Annotated in this window: 11 protein-coding genes, 1 tRNA gene and 2 pseudogenes; 5 read left to right on the forward strand and 9 right to left on the reverse strand. The window is 45.2% G+C overall.

Features of this window, described 5'->3' with window-relative positions:
• Nucleotides 1-56 precede the first annotated feature (56 nt).
• A complete protein-coding gene (pepA, locus tag HUZ68_RS02300; protein ID WP_000397144.1) occupies nucleotides 57-1,568 on the reverse strand; it encodes a leucyl aminopeptidase in 1,512 nt (503 codons plus the stop codon).
• A gap of 153 nt (nucleotides 1,569-1,721) precedes the next feature.
• Between pepA and ytgA the strand changes: the two genes are divergently transcribed.
• From ytgA to lptG, 3 genes are all read left to right on the forward strand, one after another.
• A complete protein-coding gene (gene ytgA, locus HUZ68_RS02305; protein WP_211180521.1) occupies nucleotides 1,722-1,772 on the forward strand; it encodes a protein YtgA in 51 nt (16 codons plus the stop codon).
• Between the two features lie 62 nt (nucleotides 1,773-1,834).
• On the forward strand, nucleotides 1,835-2,935 hold the full coding sequence (gene lptF / locus HUZ68_RS02310; RefSeq protein WP_000584114.1) for an LPS export ABC transporter permease LptF: 1,101 nt from the start codon (nucleotides 1,835-1,837) through the stop codon (nucleotides 2,933-2,935).
• Nucleotides 2,935-4,017 carry an LPS export ABC transporter permease LptG gene (gene lptG / locus HUZ68_RS02315; RefSeq protein ID WP_001295681.1) on the forward strand — a complete coding sequence of 361 codons (1,083 nt, stop codon included), beginning with the start codon at nucleotides 2,935-2,937 and terminating at the stop codon, nucleotides 4,015-4,017. The genes lptF and lptG overlap by 1 nt, the downstream gene beginning before the upstream one ends.
• 160 nt (nucleotides 4,018-4,177) lie before the next feature.
• Here lptG and HUZ68_RS02320 read toward each other — a convergent pair whose 3' ends face one another.
• Entirely contained in the window at nucleotides 4,178-5,680 is a 1,503-nt protein-coding gene (locus HUZ68_RS02320) for a helicase HerA-like C-terminal domain-containing protein (protein WP_032301160.1), read from the reverse strand.
• A gap of 129 nt (nucleotides 5,681-5,809) precedes the next feature.
• Nucleotides 5,810-6,829 (reverse strand): NADPH-dependent aldehyde reductase Ahr, encoded by a 1,020-nt coding sequence (gene ahr / locus HUZ68_RS02325; protein ID WP_001382682.1) that lies wholly within the window; start codon nucleotides 6,827-6,829, stop codon nucleotides 5,810-5,812.
• Nucleotides 6,830-7,024: 195 nt separating this feature from the next.
• On the opposite strand from ahr, the gene HUZ68_RS02330 reads away from it, so the two are divergent.
• Both HUZ68_RS02330 and HUZ68_RS02335 read left to right on the forward strand, forming a co-directional pair.
• Nucleotides 7,025-7,109 (forward strand) — tRNA-Leu (locus tag HUZ68_RS02330).
• A 689-nt stretch (nucleotides 7,110-7,798) separates the two neighbouring features.
• The gene (locus tag HUZ68_RS02335; RefSeq protein ID WP_239594019.1) at nucleotides 7,799-9,835 is read left to right on the forward strand and encodes a hypothetical protein; all 2,037 of its coding nucleotides are present in this window, start codon (nucleotides 7,799-7,801) and stop codon (nucleotides 9,833-9,835) included.
• A 398-nt stretch (nucleotides 9,836-10,233) separates the two neighbouring features.
• Here the strand turns inward: HUZ68_RS02335 and HUZ68_RS02340 are convergent.
• The 6 genes and pseudogenes from HUZ68_RS02340 to zorA2 form a co-directional block, all read right to left on the reverse strand.
• A pseudogene (locus HUZ68_RS02340) lies at nucleotides 10,234-10,413 on the reverse strand (hypothetical protein); the annotation flags it as partial.
• 44 nt (nucleotides 10,414-10,457) lie between these two features.
• Nucleotides 10,458-11,330: a phosphorothioated DNA-binding restriction endonuclease gene (locus tag HUZ68_RS02345; protein WP_033815201.1), complete on the reverse strand. Its 873-nt coding sequence runs from the start codon at nucleotides 11,328-11,330 to the stop codon at nucleotides 10,458-10,460.
• A gap of 67 nt (nucleotides 11,331-11,397) precedes the next feature.
• Nucleotides 11,398-11,646 (reverse strand): annotated as a pseudogene (locus HUZ68_RS02350) (N-acetylneuraminate epimerase); the annotation flags it as partial.
• A gap of 223 nt (nucleotides 11,647-11,869) precedes the next feature.
• Complete coding sequence (gene zorE / locus HUZ68_RS02355; protein ID WP_000777278.1) at nucleotides 11,870-12,973, reverse strand: type II Zorya anti-phage system protein ZorE; 1,104 nt, start codon at nucleotides 12,971-12,973, stop codon at nucleotides 11,870-11,872.
• A gap of 3 nt (nucleotides 12,974-12,976) precedes the next feature.
• Nucleotides 12,977-13,684, reverse strand: a complete 708-nt coding sequence (gene zorB2 / locus HUZ68_RS02360; RefSeq protein ID WP_033815199.1) for a type II Zorya anti-phage system protein ZorB2 — start codon at nucleotides 13,682-13,684, stop codon at nucleotides 12,977-12,979.
• Between the two features lie 6 nt (nucleotides 13,685-13,690).
• Nucleotides 13,691-15,343, reverse strand: coding sequence for a type II Zorya anti-phage system protein ZorA2 (gene zorA2 / locus HUZ68_RS02365; RefSeq protein ID WP_000880885.1), 1,653 nt, complete (start codon nucleotides 15,341-15,343; stop codon nucleotides 13,691-13,693).
• Nucleotides 15,344-15,438 lie beyond the last annotated feature (95 nt).

Raw genomic sequence — 15,438 nt, forward strand, 5'->3', positions numbered from 1 at the left:
TAGGTCGGATAAGGCGTTCACGCCGCATCCGGCAATAACAGCCTTGCCTGACGCAATTACTCTTCGCCGTTAAACCCAGCGCGGTTTAACAGGAACTGTGCCAGCAACGCCACCGGGCGACCGGTTGCGCCTTTTGCTTTACCAGAACGCCAGGCGGTACCGGCGATATCCAGGTGCGCCCAGTTGTACTTACGGGTAAAGCGTGACAGGAAGCAACCTGCGGTAATCGCCCCACCAGGACGACCGCCAATGTTCGCCATATCGGCAAAATTGGACTCCAGTTGTTCCTGATACTCGTCACCCAGCGGTAAGCGCCATGCGCGGTCACCGGATTGTTCAGACGCGGCAATCAGTTCATGGGCCAGCGGATTATGGTTCGCCATCAGACCAGTAATATGATGACCCAGCGCGATCACGCAGGCACCGGTCAGCGTCGCCACGTCAATCACCGCTTCCGGCTCAAAACGCTCAACGTAAGTTAACACGTCGCACAGTACCAGGCGGCCTTCAGCGTCAGTATTCAGCACTTCAACGGTTTGACCGGACATGGTGGTTAACACATCGCCCGGACGATAGGCTCGTCCGCCAGGCATGTTTTCGCAGCCTGCCAACACGCCGATAACGTTAATCGGCAGTTGTAGCTCCGCGACCATCCGCATCACGCCGTAAACCGCTGCCGCACCGCACATATCGTACTTCATCTCATCCATGCCTTCTGAAGGCTTGATCGAGATACCGCCGGAGTCGAAGGTTAAACCTTTACCCACCAGCACGATTGGGCGTGCATCTTCCGACGCGTTGCCTTTGTACTCAATCACCGACATCAGCGATTCGTTTTGCGAACCCTGACCGACCGCCAGATAGGAATGCATCCCCAGCTCTTTCATCTGCTGTTCGCCGATAACGCGGGTGATAACATTCTTGCTGTAGCTGTCAGCCAGCTGGCGCGCTTGTGAAGCGAGGTAAGCGGCGTTACAGATATTCGGCGGCATATTGCCGAGATCTTTCGCTGCTTTAATCCCGGCGGCAATCGCCAGACCGTGCTGGATCGCGCGCTCACCGCTGGTCAGTTCACGGCGGGTCGGCACGTTGAACACCATCTTACGCAGCGGACGACGCGGTTCGCTCTTGTTCGTTTTCAGCTGATCGAAACTGTAGAGCGTCTCTTTTGCCGTCTCGACAGCCTGACGCACTTTCCAGTAGTTGTTACGGCCTTTAACGTGCAGTTCAGTCAGAAAGCAGACCGCTTCCATTGAGCCAGTATCATTCAGCGTATTAATGGTTTTCTGAATAACCTGCTTGTACTGACGCTCATCCAGCTCACGTTCTTTGCCGCAACCAATAAGGAGAATTCGCTCGGAAAGTACATTCGGCACATGGTGCAGCAACAATGTCTGCCCCGGTTTTCCTTCCAGTTCGCCCCGACGTAGCAGGGCGCTGATGTACCCATCGCTGATTTTATCGAGCTGTTCTGCAATCGGAGAAAGGCGACGTGGTTCGAAGACGCCCACGACGATGCAGGCACTCCGCTGTTTCTCCGGGCTACCGCTTTTTACACTAAACTCCATGCACTACGCTCCTGAATCTTAAAGACAACGGCGGTGGCTACAGATAGAATTGCAAGCTTTCGTAACTCATGTCCGCTGTTGCGATGACTTCGTGTTAATCTTAACGTTATTACGGCATTGGCACGTCAGAACAAAATCTGAGAGGTGAATCCGTTGAGTATAATTATCTTAGCGACGATTTCGACGACTCAAGAGAATAAATGACGTTTAAGCCATGAAACAAGCTAAAATCCTGCAAAAGACGAGTTTTTACGGGCGTATTTAAAGTGATAATCATAAGATATCTGGTGCGGGAGACGCTCAAAAGCCAGCTGGCGATACTCTTCATCTTGCTTTTGATCTTCTTCTGTCAAAAGTTAGTGAGGATCCTCGGCGCAGCGGTTGACGGCGATATTCCGGCGAATCTGGTGCTCTCCCTTCTCGGGTTGGGCGTGCCGGAAATGGCGCAGCTTATCCTGCCATTAAGCCTGTTCCTCGGGCTGCTGATGACGCTGGGCAAACTGTATACCGAAAGTGAAATTACGGTAATGCATGCCTGCGGCCTGAGCAAAGCGGTTCTGGTGAAAGCGGCAATGATCCTTGCGGTATTCACGGCAATCGTCGCGGCGGTTAACGTGATGTGGGCGGGACCGTGGTCATCGCGTCATCAGGATGAAGTGTTAGCAGAAGCGAAAGCGAACCCTGGCATGGCGGCGCTGGCGCAAGGGCAATTCCAGCAAGCGACTAATGGCAGCTCGGTGCTGTTCATCGAAAGCGTTGACGGCAGCGATTTCAAAGATGTGTTCCTCGCGCAAATTCGACCAAAAGGTAATGCACGTCCTTCTGTGGTGGTGGCCGATTCCGGACATTTAACCCAGCTGCGCGACGGCTCCCAGGTCGTCACTCTCAACCAGGGAACGCGCTTCGAAGGCACTGCACTGTTACGTGATTTCCGCATTACGGATTTCCAGGATTATCAGGCGATCATTGGTCACCAGGCGGTGGCGCTCGACCCGAACGATACCGACCAGATGGACATGCGCACATTGTGGAACACTGACACCGATCGTGCTCGCGCAGAACTGAACTGGCGTATCACGTTGGTATTCACCGTGTTTATGATGGCACTTATGGTCGTACCGCTGAGCGTGGTTAACCCACGTCAGGGACGCGTACTGTCGATGCTGCCAGCCATGCTGCTGTATCTACTTTTCTTCCTGATCCAGACCTCCCTGAAATCGAACGGCGGTAAAGGTAAGCTGGACCCGACGCTGTGGATGTGGACCGTTAACCTGATTTATCTGGCTTTGGCGATTGTTCTCAACCTTTGGGACACCGTGCCGGTCCGCCGCCTGCGCGCCAGTTTTTCGCGTAAAGGAGCGGTGTGATGCAACCTTTTGGCGTACTTGACCGCTATATCGGTAAAACTATTTTCACCACCATCATGATGACGCTGTTCATGCTGGTGTCGCTGTCGGGCATTATCAAATTTGTCGATCAGCTGAAAAAAGCCGGGCAGGGGAGTTACGACGCGTTAGGCGCAGGAATGTATACCTTGCTGAGCGTGCCGAAAGATGTGCAGATCTTCTTCCCGATGGCGGCTCTGCTTGGGGCGTTGCTTGGTCTTGGGATGCTGGCGCAGCGCAGCGAACTGGTGGTGATGCAGGCTTCTGGTTTCACCCGTATGCAGGTTGCGCTGTCGGTGATGAAAACCGCCATTCCGCTGGTCTTACTGACGATGGCGATTGGTGAATGGGTCGCGCCGCAGGGCGAGCAGATGGCGCGTAACTACCGTGCGCAGGCGATGTACGGCGGCTCGTTGCTCTCTACCCAGCAAGGTTTATGGGCGAAAGATGGCAACAACTTCGTCTACATTGAGCGGGTTAAAGGTGACGAAGAGTTAGGTGGCATCAGTATTTATGCCTTTAACGAGAATCGTCGTCTGCAATCCGTACGCTATGCCGCTACCGCGAAGTTTGACCCGGAACATAAAGTCTGGCGTCTGTCGCAGGTTGATGAATCTGATCTGACCAATCCGAAACAGATCACCGGTTCGCAGACGGTGAGCGGCACCTGGAAAACCAACCTCACGCCAGACAAACTGGGCGTGGTGGCGCTGGACCCGGATGCACTCTCAATCAGCGGTTTGCACAACTACGTGAAGTATCTGAAGTCGAGCGGTCAGGATGCCGGACGTTATCAGCTCAACATGTGGAGCAAAATCTTCCAGCCGCTATCCGTGGCGGTGATGATGCTGATGGCGCTGTCGTTCATCTTTGGCCCACTGCGTAGCGTACCGATGGGCGTGCGTGTGGTCACCGGTATCAGCTTCGGTTTTGTCTTCTACGTACTGGACCAGATCTTCGGCCCGCTGACGTTGGTTTATGGCATCCCGCCGATCATTGGCGCACTGTTGCCAAGCGCCAGCTTCTTCTTAATCAGCCTGTGGCTGTTAATGAGAAAATCGTAACCTGATGAACGCATAAAGGGAGCGAAAGCTCCCTTTATTATTATTAGCAAAGTGTGCTTCGTTCATGCCTGAAAAATCATGAAAATCCAATGTATTGCAGTGGTGTAGGCATGATAAGACGCGCCAGCGTCGCATCAGGCAAAGACAAATCGCACCTGGCTTACCTTTTTCTCCCCCCCAGCAAACTCCCCAACATTCCACGCACAATCTGATTCGTCACCTGGCGGGCGGCGCTTTTCGCCATTGTTTGCACAACACCATCTTTCTTCCCGCCGCGTGGTCCGGTAGTGCCAAACAAAATATCCTTCAATCCACCAAGAATGCCGTCATCTACCGCTACCTCTTTCCTTTTCACGGCAGGATTATTTTGCTGCTCGGTGCTTGCCTGTACGCCTTTTTGCAACATCTCATAGGCGGATTCCCGGTCCACGTCATCCTCGTACTTGCCATACACCGGAGAGTGATTAATCAAGCCATTACGCTCATCTTCCGTCACCGGTCCCATCCGCGAACAAGGCGCAATCACCATCGCCCGTTCCACCACAGAAGGACTTCCTTTTGCATCGAGAAACGAGATTAACGCCTCGCCGGTCCCCAGTTCCTGGATTGCCTTTTCGGTATCAAATGCCGGATTGGCCCGCATGGTTTGCGCCGCTGCCTTCACTGCTTTCTGATCTTTTGGCGTAAAAGCCCGTAAAGCGTGCTGAACGCGATTACCGAGCTGGCCGAGCACATTATCCGGAATATCAGACGGGTTTTGCGAAACGAACCAGACGCCCACGCCTTTTGAGCGAATAAGCCTTATCACCTGCTCAATCTTATCCAGCAGTACCTGCGGTGCATCGTTAAACAGCAGATGTGCTTCGTCGAAGAAAAACACCAGTTTTGGTTTCTCCAGATCGCCCGCTTCCGGCAATTGTTCATACAACTCCGAGAGCATCCACAACAGGCTGGCGGCATACAGTTTCGGCATCTGATAAAGCTTCTCGGCGCTGAGGATATTGATAACGCCTTTACCGTTGGCATCGGTGCGCGTCCAGTCTTTGATATCCAGCATCGGCTCACCAAAGAAGTGTGCTGCGCCTTGCTGTTCCAGCGACAACAGCCCGCGCTGGATGGCACCAACCGATGCGCTACTGATATTACCGTACTGATTCTGGAAGGATTTGGCGTTATCGCCGATGTACTGGGTAATTGCCCGCAGATCTTTAAAGTCGAGCAGCAACAATCCCTGATCGTCAGCAATACGGAAGATGATATTCAGCACGCCAGATTGCACATCGTTGAGATTCAACAGCCGCGCCAGCAACAGCGGCCCCAGGTCTGAAACCGTCGCCCGCACCGGATGGCCTTTCTCGCCAAAGATATCCCACACCACCACCGGATTAGCATGCGGTTGCCAGTCATTGACGCCGATATTTTTAAGCCTTGCGAGCAGTTTTTCCGACGCCGTTCCTGCCTGCGCGATACCGGTCAGATCGCCTTTCACATCAGCCATAAACACCGGCACGCCGATTTCCGACAATGACTCTGCCAGTTTTTGCAGCGTAACGGTTTTACCCGTCCCCGTTGCGCCAGTAATCAGCCCGTGACGGTTAGCCATTCCCGGCAGTAAAAAAAGTTCTGTGTCCGGCGTACGGGCAATTAACAGGGGTTCGCTCATGAGATTTCCTCCAGTTTCCTGCCTGGAGTATAGGCAACGGCTGCGCACTCTTCACCGCTAAATTCAGCAGATTGCGAGACGCCTTCCAAAGAGATTTAAGTGCCGGGCGACAGGCACCCGGCAAAGAGATCAGAAGTCAGCTTTCAGAACCACGCGGTAACGCGCCTTACCGTCGCGCACATGCTTGATGGCGTCGTTAATTTTCGACATCGGGAACAGTTCGGTGGTCGGCGCAACCTTGCTACGGGCGGCAAAGCGCATCAGCTTTCGCAGCTCATAAGGCGTGCCGGTAGCAGAACCAGAGATGCTGCGGTCGCCCGCAATTAACGTAAAGGCCGGAACAGACAGCGGCGTGAGAACTGCACCGACCGTATGGAAATTACCGCCGTACGTCAGCGCTTCAAAATAAGGCTGCCAGTCGAGGCTGACGTTGACGGTGTTGATAATGAGATCAAACTGCCCCGCCAGTGCTTTCAGTGCCTGCGGATCGCGGCTATTCACCACTTTATCGGCACCCATCGCCAGTACTTCCTGCTCTTTCGCCGGATTAGAACTAAAGGCTGTCACCTCGCATCCCATTGCGTGCAGAAGTTTTATAGCGATATGCCCCAGCCCGCCAATACCAATTACCCCAACGCGGCTGGTGGCAGTGATATGGTGCATTAACAGTGGTTTGAAGACCGTGATACCACCGCACAACAGCGGCCCGGCGGACTCGATATCAATATTTTCTGGCAGTGGGATCACCCATTGCCAGTCCGCACGCAACTTCTCGGCAAAGCCGCCGCGATTCATAATCGTCGGCACCGCACCTTGCTCACAGTTGATCTGATTACCGCTAATACAGGCATCGCAATGCCCGCAGCTACGCGCCGTCCAGCCAATCCCGACACGCTGACCGACCTGCAAACCTTTATCCTGCGCGGCGCTCCCGAGCGCCACCACGCGACCAATCACCTCATGCCCGGCAACCAGCGGATATTGTGAAAATCCCCATTCGTTATCGATCATCGACAGATCGGAATGGCAGATCCCGCAGTAATCCACCTGCACTTCAACATCTTGTGGCTTCAGTTCACCGGGATCGTACTCATAAACTTCCAGTTCGCCGCCTGCTTCTTTTGCGGCATAGCTTTTTATCATCGACATTTTTTGGTCCTTCTCTGGTGTTGTCTGGGAAGTTTAGAGCATGGCAGGGCGGGGTGCCTGGAGTGTGACAAAGGTTACACATCGCTGAGTGTAATGCTGAAAATTTCAGCACTTAGCAAAGTGGGTGCAAGCTGGCGCTTGCATGGTGGCGTGCGACAGGTATAATCCACAACGTTTTCCGCATACCTCTTCAGTGCCGAAGTGGCGAAATCGGTAGACGCAGTTGATTCAAAATCAACCGTAGAAATACGTGCCGGTTCGAGTCCGGCCTTCGGCACCACACCGTATGCAAATCGAGTCGCTCAAGAGCGGCTTTTTTTGTGTCTGAAATCACCCATATCCGTGCAGTATATAGGCCTGCCAGAAAAGCAGTTCAGTATTCTTCATTTTGTAGTCGATGGTCCCAAGTTTGCTCTGGCTGGAAGCTGCATCGTCCACATTACGTGGGCAGGGTGGTTTCGCTATGCTACTTGAACGTTTTGACCATGTGGCTCAGGTAGCTAATATCAAAAGACGTCATTTTGTCTCCACGCCCACCTTGGTGAACATTCAATAAATAGTTTCGGTCGAGAGCAGTTATGTAGGGCTAGCAGACGAGATGCGCAGACATCTTGTTGAAGACAATTTTACTGACCACCTGAGAACGCTATTCTACCGAATAATATTTATGATCTTGGCGAATAATGATGATTACCTGTGTAACTATGGTTTTATGCTGATGGGACCGGCAGTACAATTTCTGTAGTGTACTCGCAATTTCAGATCTCTGGCGTTTATTCTGGTGCAAAGGAGGTATGTGATGAAAACTTTGCTACCATGCCATTAAATGCGACCAATATCGGATTATCCATCAGTTGCTTGTTGTAGATTTCATTGGTTATAAAAATGCAAGGTGTAAAAGATGAAATTTATAATTATTAGTTAAGTGGCTAGTTTTATAGTAATTTAGACAATAGGATGTATGGAAAAATGGAAAAAGTTTATGATACCACTAGAATTAGTAATCTTGCTAACGACCCGAAACAGTTTTGTTCTTTTTTTTGTGAGTACATAAAAAGAGATGATATTAGTATAGATATCGCCTTGGATGTGCTGAGAATATCTTCCATCTATTATAATAGATTTTCAGTTCAGACTGAAGTTGAGTATAACAATACATTCAAAAAATGTATTAATGAGCTAGTAAACTCGTTTCCTGATAACATTGAACTAATTTCTGAGTTCGAGAGTCAATGTAAAATTATGCATGATATAAATAATTCTTTCTTTGCGGCTACAAAATGTGCTGGTATTTGGCGTAAAAATACAAAAAAATCACATGCATTAATACTTAATCTCATCATGTTTTGTGAGATGTTTTTATCATCATTATCATCCTTGGTTGTGGTCAATGATCCTAAAAAAATGAAGAGGATTTTTCCATTATTTATCGTTTCTGAAAATATTAATATTCATGCTGAACCTGATATCGAATATTTTCGAGTTATCGATAGGGCATTTGATGAGGTAGCCAATTACACCGGAAGAATATTTTCTTATTTACGGACTCATGAGCCATTGAAACTAACTTCTTGTGTGAATAAACAAACCTTGCTTTCAATGGGAGGGTACCTTAATGAGTGGAATGTTTTTGACTCATTAAGCAGAGTAAGAGACTTTTTCAGACTAAGTAGTGCAGTATTTACAAAATTGGATAATAACATTTACTCTCTTGAGGTTGATATTTTTTGTTTATACCGAGATTATGAGATTGCAAGAAATAGACTAATGATGAGAGCGTCACATCTATATAGCGAAGTTCATGAATTTAGTAACAAACATTTTCATCTAAATAGTTGGGTAAAGGATCATATGCCATCTTACTTAAATTCTGATGGCGTTTTTAGCTCATTTCATCTAAGCGAGTTGGAAAATATGTCTCCTGATGACCTTCATGAAGAATATGGGGATATATCATTATTTAATTGGGTGCACGCTTATCAATGTTTAGTCGAGTTATCTAAAGAAGAAATGAGCAAAAGATTTTCATCGACAAAACCTATACCCCTACAGTTGGATCGCTGGCTGATCATAAAAAGCCGTGAGAGTTGGTTATCATTCTTTCAACGTAAGGGGATTGCAGCAGATGCAGCAAAAAAACTGATAGATTATTTTACCTTCAATTCAAAATCACATGATCTTAATGATTGCCCATTTATTCCCTGTATGGACGGTTTATGCTTAATGCCTGCATTAATAGCAAATAGCTCAGTGACTCGCTCTCTAATGTCATTATTTGGTTCCAAAAAAATTTCTCAAGCAAGTAAAGGGCGATTTCATGAGCAACAATTTATAAAACAAGTTCGTGATGCGGGGATTAAAGCTTCTCCAATTGATGCTCATGCTAATTATCAGTGCGATTGCGTGATTCTCCTGGATGATTGTTTGATTTTTACAGAACTAAAATCAAATGGTCAACCAATATATTATGGTAAGTACTATCAGCAAGTGTGTAACATCGTTGGAGATAGCTCATTAATACATGATCATAATAATAAATTTATGCGTTCTTATTTTCAACAAATAAATCGAATTTCTGAACATTATCTTAATCATCTTGATGTGATCATTAAAGAATTCGAACTACCATCAACATGGCAACCCAAAGGTGTGTATAAGCTTATTGTTACTACAACTATGCTCGGTGGGAAATATCATGTGGATGATACATATGTAGCGGACAAATATGCATTATCTAGTTTTTTTCAACGAATACCTGGAGTGATATATCAAACAAATGAAAATGGAAAAATGGCGAAAAATATCATTGATGGGTTTGAGTGTTGCGAAGGGGAAATCACTATCGATAAGTTTATAGATTATCTTTCCTCTTTGCCCAGTATTAATGCTGTACGTAAAAATATAAAAAAATTAACTTATAGTGTTCGATTTAATGAAAAACTAGTCCATCACCCTTATTATGATTCTTGGGCTTTTGGCCCATATATTCGTAAGGGAAATGATTAGAGCAATTTATTATATAGTCCATGTTATTCACTGATTATATTATTGATAATATAATCAGTGAATAACTCTAATTTTTTTAATGTTGGGGTTTAGCCTGAAATTGAAATTGGTACTACGGAACGGTATGATCATATCGCATCAAAATATCAAGGTAGTGATGATTTTCTACGCAACGATCCAGAAACGTGGATTTTATCATCACCATAAGCAATGGCAGCGACAACACCATCAATTTCTATATCAAAGGTGGTGAAATGAATTAGAAAATTGTTTATTTAATCCATTAGCGATAAGTTTTATTGTTATTTAGCCGAGATATATTCCATTGAAAAAAGTAAATTGGCACTGATATTATATCAAATGGGAATAATCCTTTTATAAATAAGCTGAGGAATGTGTTAATTCACATCCAGCGCCTTATAAACCGCATCAACCGGTTCTGAGTAAAAACTTACCTGAAACTTGGTAAACAACTCTGCCGGAACTGTTGGAATATCCATAGCCGAGGATATCGGCAACAGAACTCGTTTTGCGCCGCTATCGAAGGCGAGTTGTAAACTAGCGGCAAGATCCTGCACTGATTATGTCAGCAATATTGAACATACTGCGATAGTTATCAACCTCACCCCCTAAAAACCTCTTTCCGATGCCACTCCACAAACCCCTCATAAGGGTAATTTTTACGCACCTGCGGCAACGCAATAGTTTTCCCGTCAAAATCCCAGAATAATCTCTCAACGATCCCTCCGCCGTTTACCGCATCCGAGACCAGTACCCACATATTTTCATCCAGGCCAATCGATCCTTTATCAAAGGCTTTATGGTGTATTGCGCAAAGCGCCAGGCCATTAGGAATTTCACAAGGACCGCCGTGCTGTTTCCATTTTATATGCGCCGCTTCCAGCGCGACGGTGGTGTCGTCGTGGCGCATATTAAAGCCACATATCGCGCACTGGTAGTTATAAGCGCGTAATACATTTTTGCGAAATAACGGGTCGCGCTGTTTACGGATTTGCTGGAGATCAAAACCCAGCTCGTCAGCAATTTCTTCCTGAATACTCTCGGTGAAGTGCGCTTCGAGTATCTGTTGCGCCAGAGTGTTGATGAGTTTTTTATTGCCGGTTACCAGGGCGTAGTGCTGTTCATCGAAACCGCCTGCAACGTGGTATTCGTTCAGTTCCTTCACTGGCGGTTGTCGGTTGCTCCCTGCTGTTGAGCAAAGCTCGGCATTGTGTAATTGCCAGAATCCGTCGCCTTGTAATCGCCAGAACGGCATATCAGGTCGGTACTGTGAACGCTGTGGCCCAAAACGTTCCAGTAAACTGTGCAGAGGTTCGTAGATTTCCGATCCATAATCGAAAAGGCGCGGATGCCCATTCAGGTATCCCGCTAATACGTATAGCAGTAACAATGGTTTATGCGGCGCGCGCTGTTCACCCTTGTGCCAAATTTTTATGTTGGCAATTGCCTGCTGTAGCGATTTACTGGAAGCCATTGATATCCCAGGCAGTGAAATAATTGCAATCATGCTCGCAAATTTTCTGCTGTTCAAACCTGCAAGTGAAGATCCATTGCTGTGTTGAGGGATCAAAAGACAACAAAAACTTATTGAAGAAATAATCTTCTGCTTTTTTGTCGAAATAATAGGCATTGATCTTGTCTATAGCTGCTAAATATTCTCCAGCCTCGTTGAGATCTTCAAAATAGCCATTGAAGATGTTCTGGTTAACACCGCCAGTAACATAAGCCTTGCCGTTGTGTACAAAAGTCACATTACCCGCCATGCCCATCGGCGCGTGCGACATCAATTTATTGTTTTATTCATTGTGACTGTCTCCTATCTACAAAGCTTTAACCTTCACCCGTATGAGGGAAGTTTTAAGTATGAGGCGAACCATAGCATATACCTTTATACCTATTACACCATAAAGATAGACAAGTTATGCCATAAACTACTTTTGTAATTTGAGTCACAAATCAGGGAAGTTTTATTTATCTTCCGTGAAAGTCTTAACTTTCACGGAGTGTTAGAATTTACAAAGTTGCTGGCGTAAAGGCTCCGGTTTGTATTTCTTTAACCAGCTCACCCACGGTATATATTCTCCATCCTTCGACTTCGGCGGGAGTAAGGTTAACTGCAATTTTAAGGCCTGGCCATGCAGCTTCTACGGTTGCAATAATTTCATGTTCTGAGTTTTGAAGATCTAACCCAGGAACAGGAGGTTGAAAGCCTTTATGTTGCATCATATTAATATCACCATGCACTGATGGATCAGTCAGGTCATATATTTCATTCCAGGATTCTGCTTTTAATAACCCTTGTTGGGAACGTAAACGTTGAATGATAGCCATCTCAGCTTGGGTAACGAATATACCTTCGTGGAGGGGCTGTTTTCGATGGCAATCCTTGCACAGAACAAGAAGGTTTTCATGGTGATTATCATATTTGATGCCATTTTTATGATGGACATGGCACAAGTTTTTGGCGGTTGATAAATTCACGCCACAATCATTACAAACATAATTGGCCTTTTCTCGTATTTCTTTAGATATTTCCTTCCAGTTTTCGACATACCCACTATTTGTTTTGTCATAGATACCCTTAGGCATATGACGAAAACAGGTACTATAATCTGAAAAAAACTCATTTAATGAGAATGATTTAAAAATCTCTCTTTTTCGTTGTTTATCAATACTTCCTTTATAATTAAGTCGTTCGAGGCAATTCATACATACCCGTAAATCAACATCCTGGCTCCGACCTGAACCATCATCAATTTCGAATAAACCATCTATGCGGTTAGTTGCATGATACCTTTCAAATCGATTTTTATGGCGCATTTCATCAAGAGTTCTGCACCAGGCAATATGAAAACGTTTTCCTTTTTCGCCATCTACGATAGCCGCATCATAACGCCCTGAATGGTCCCGAATATATAAAAGAACCTGGCGGCCATGATAAGAGATAAGCCCGCTACCAGGGTCAAGATCTTCGATACTAACTTCTTTACCCGTGGATAACTCAATATCTATAGGATCAAAGTCAATAGGGGATTCATCCAGAAAAAAATCGACTCCTTCTGGTAACATTTTCTTCCCTAATTGAATAAGTTCTGAAAGGTCGATAGATAATTTCATCTCTTACTCCTGAATAATCTTTCTAATCTGCAACTCGGCATTTGTTACAACTTTGAAGGTGACACGACGAGAGCGATTAGGATCCTCCTTGCCGGTTTTATCAAGAATGGGATGTGCAGATGAATAACCTACTGCGGCAAATTTACTTTTAACCCATTGTTGGTGTGTCGCGATATTTTTTATGTCATAAACGTATTGTAATACTGCACGTGTACGACCTTGCGATAGTGCCATATTATTAAAATAAGCAATATCAGGATTCGTTGTTCCTGTCCAGTCAGTACTTGTGTGACCTTCAATGCGGACTTCAGTAATATGTTCCTGATAATTATCTAGAACTTTTAGGTAGCGAGGAAAGAAGTTGTCAAGAATGAGTTTAAACTTTGGTTTTAGCTCTGTGCTTCCTAAGCCAAATAAAACATCCGGTGATTTAAATCGAACCTCCAGAGTCTGTTTATCGATCTCTGCATCCCAGTCTTGTAAATCCTTTGCAAACTCAATATCCAGAGCATTATAAAGCTGTAACTGAGCATTCTCGTAGGCTACGGCAACTTCTTTAATTTTTTCTTTTTCAATACGTACGTAGTGCATATAAGCAATAGATATGAACATAAAAACCATCATCAGCCCTGCCATTAGGTCTGACATGGATACCCAATGTTCATTATCTTGATCTTTTTTAGGTAATTGTTTCCCTATAATCTTATCCATGATCGATTACCCGCGATGTTTATTAGCAGAAATTAATGCTTGTAACTGCCCCATAACTATTTGGTAATCTTTAATAAGTTTTTCATAGTTACCGACAAAACCTTTGCTGATTGAAAGCAGAGCATTACCTAATGATTGCATTTCACGGTTCATTTCACGTTCAGTTGCTTGCTCAAAAGCATGTAACTGCTCGTTGATGGATAGAGCAAATTTTTCAATTGATTCTCTGACTTGAGAAGTCAGCCCTGCACTTGCCTTATCAAATGATGTCTGGATTGAATCAAACATATTATCGGCATTACTGGATAGTTGATGGTTAATCTTTTCACCAGTCTTACTGAACATATCAATCACATTCGTCGTATTTTGTTCCATATTTCTATGCAATTCTTTCGAGTGCGACTCTAGTGATTTCAGGAATTCTTCACCACTTTGTTTCATTTCAGTAATTGTTTCACCTAACGTGCTGGTTAAGGTTTCGGAGGAATTGCTGACATCATGTGCCATCGAGGCAAATGCTTGTTGTGTTTGGGTAACCGATTGTCTGAATCCTTCGGTACCTTCATCCAGGGCAACGCGCATTGAATCTGCATTAAGAAGTATTTGCTGGCTGGTTTGCTCAAGAGATGCACTAACATTTGCAGCTCCGGATTTCAGCAGTTCACCCACTTCAGCCATTTTGTTCTGTATTTCAGGTAATACGGTTGTAGCTTTATCGCGGATGGCGACAAAGGTTTCTAAATGGCGGGAGAGTTCGCTGATTTGATGTTGGTTCACCTGAAGCACTTCACGCAGTTCAGACATAGCCAGAGGAATTTCTTTACATTCTTCCCAAATCCCTGCAACCGCAGTTTTTGTTTCAACCAGGGACTCGACACTTTGTTGATATTGTTCTGACATCTGCTCAATTTGCGTTTTATAATTTCCCTGCCACTCAACAAGTTTTTTTACAGAGGCATCAAGAGCTTTAAAGTTTTCACCAAACTGTTCAGTTAAATTTTGATTAAAATCAATAATGACTTGTCGCAAAGCATCAATAATTTGTTCTGTAGCACCTTTTGCCATTAGATCTGCAAATTGTTCAAGTTGTTCCCAAAGCTTATTACTGAAATGAGTGTGATTAGCTAATTGTGCCTGCGAGGAATCGCTAATCTCAGTACGTAGTAATTTTATTTGAGCAATAAGAGAACCTTCACTATCACCGTTAATACCCGAGACTAATTTAGTCAGAGTCTGGTTCTGCTCTTTTAATTCATGATAGATATGTTCAGGTGTAACAGATTCAGGGTTATTTTCTGCTAACGCACTTCGTTTATTGGCAAAAAAGAAAGCATCCATTCCATTAAATAAAATGGCAAAAAACATACCTACAATGCTTGTAATGAATGCTGTTTTTAGGCCACCTAATAATACGGGGATGCTGGTATCAATACTTTCGGTATTAAAATTGAGTAAACCAATAATAATACCAATGAAAGTACCCAGAATACCTAATGCCCCCATTAAGGTTGGAGCATATTCTCTAAACTTACTATGTATATTTTTTTTGTCACACCACCACGCTGATAAAAATACGAATATAACAGCCCAGATGAAAATATTGGTGATCAGTGTAGAGTCTATCGATTGAAACAACTGCTCAAAAAGCTGCGCTAACATTTTGATACCTGTGTAAATAATGGATAGTTGTAATCGTTTAAAAAATAAACAAAACACACATAATTTATATGGTTAAGTTCGGTGTAGCGCTCATG

The sequence above is a fragment of the Shigella dysenteriae genome, assembly GCF_022354085.1.
GTDB classification, from domain to species: Bacteria; Pseudomonadota; Gammaproteobacteria; order Enterobacterales; family Enterobacteriaceae; genus Escherichia; species Escherichia coli.